The sequence below is a fragment of the Enterobacter cloacae complex sp. GF14B genome, from assembly GCF_004136805.1.
GTDB classification, from domain to species: domain Bacteria; phylum Pseudomonadota; class Gammaproteobacteria; order Enterobacterales; family Enterobacteriaceae; genus Enterobacter; species Enterobacter hormaechei_C.
In genome coordinates, this window is record NZ_QFRV01000228.1 from 1 (window position 1) to 1888 (window position 1888).

Annotated in this window: 1 protein-coding gene; it reads right to left on the reverse strand. The window is 43.3% G+C overall.

Going from position 1 to position 1888, the window contains the following annotated elements:
- Positions 1-1157 (reverse strand): hypothetical protein (locus DD606_RS24880; protein WP_139158367.1); only part of this gene is annotated, 1157 nt, incomplete at its 3' end.
- Positions 1158-1888 lie beyond the last annotated feature (731 nt).

Consider the following 1888-nt stretch of genomic DNA (forward strand, 5'->3'; position numbering starts at 1 on the left):
ACCTCCTCTGGCCTTTGGTAGTGGGAGGGTTCCTCTCCCAGAGGTGCTGCTAAGCCATAATTTCTGATGGTTCTTGCAAGAGGTGGTTCATCTCTTCGAACTCGTTCAGTGGGTTGTCTTCCGGGCTCTACCGACTCTTGAGTTTTTGGCTTACTCTCGCCTTGATACTGTGAATAGAGTGGTGGTTCTTGTAATTCTCTTAGCCCTCGTGCGGTTGGATCACCACCTCTATTTCGGTCTTGTTCTAATGTTGCACTTTGTCGAAGCCATGCCTGCAATGATGGTTGGGTTGCTTGTTGGTTCTGGTAGTTGAACGTCTGTTGTCGGTTAGAATGTGAGGTCGCGTCATACTCTTCTGAAAATGGATTTGTCGACTTGCTAGGGGTGTATGTGACCCTTGGCACTTCTTCGGGGGCATATGTTGACTTCTCTGGAAGTGTTGCCTTTTCTACCTCCTCTGGGTGAATATGCTTGTATTCTCGCCCGTACCTATCAACAAAAACAATATCCTTCCCCATAGCATTTTCATAAGAGAATAAGTAAAGAACCTTGTCTTTGCTTAATTCGTTTGGGTAGGGTTCTTTGCAACGAAAGTAAGAGACTATTCCCTCGCTCTCATGCTTGTAGATTCCCACGTTCTGATTATAAGTTGAAACCCTGGTTGTTTTCTTATCATACATAAAAATAGCTCCGGGCCGATCAATGTTTGGTGGCGGTTCTTGAGTTTCTGAAACCATTTTCCCTTTCGCCACGTTATCTCCATATCTGTTGTAATCTTCAGGGTTACTAACTATCAGATAGTGGTTCCCCTTTTTGTCTCGAAATCTATCTCCATCATCATAGACTCGAATTATCTCCAGTCTTTGAGCCGGCCTTTCTTCAATACAGATACACTTGCGTCCTCGATAGTCAGAATAGACTAGGGCTCCCCTCGAGTTTGTTCCCTCTAAGAAGATCACAGTGAGCTTGGAATCATTCAAAGGATTTTGGGAGGTGCTTCCTCCTGGCATTGGTCCATCATAGGTGAAACCTCTTGGCTGTTGACTACCCATCATGAAGAAATATTTGTCTGAGGAAGTGTCAGTATCACTACCTTCCTCAATAATCGGTGGTAGCGGATCTAGCCTTGCCCGAGTTACACTCTCCTTGGTGGACACTAAGCTACCTTGGTCCCCTACCACATTTTGGTCTCCAAAAATGTGTCTTCCTGATCTTAAATTCATCAAACTTAGCAATGCAACTTAGCACAAATCCAACCACTCACCTGGCAAAGGATCAGTTTCTGCACAACTTCTTGCTTTGCCGCTGAATATACATGTACACAAGCGTTTAATTTTGGCAATCGAATCAAAGCATTTAACCGCTAGAGGTGGTCTTAGTAATGATTGGTATAACTAGAGAGTTAACTTCAACCACTACTATATTTATACACTTCTGATGTTCTTGATTAGATCTGCTAATCTGGAACTGTACTTCCCTCGGATGTTGGTCAATTTACGTGAAAAAGTCTTAATTCAGTCTTTGCTCCGTCAAAAGGACAAACAAGGTCCAAATTCACTTCTGAAAGAAGTTCTGGAACCCTTAAGCCAAATGGAATCTCACTGTCAAGCTCAGTCAAATTTTCTCTTCAGTAGGCCCCAATAGACATCCTACGTGTAGGATGTCTCCTGCTTTGTTTTGCCTGGATTTTTGCACTATGGATTCCCCTTGATGTGCTGAGCCCACAGCTGTTTTTACTTTTTGATTTGGACACCTATTAGCTGGTTAAAGAGTCAGAAATCTATTTCGACAGCCTGTTGCTGATCTTGATCAGTCTAACCAACTCAATTTGGACCAAAATTGACCTGGAGGCTTGCCTTAGGCTATAAAACACCTTGCTATGCTCACA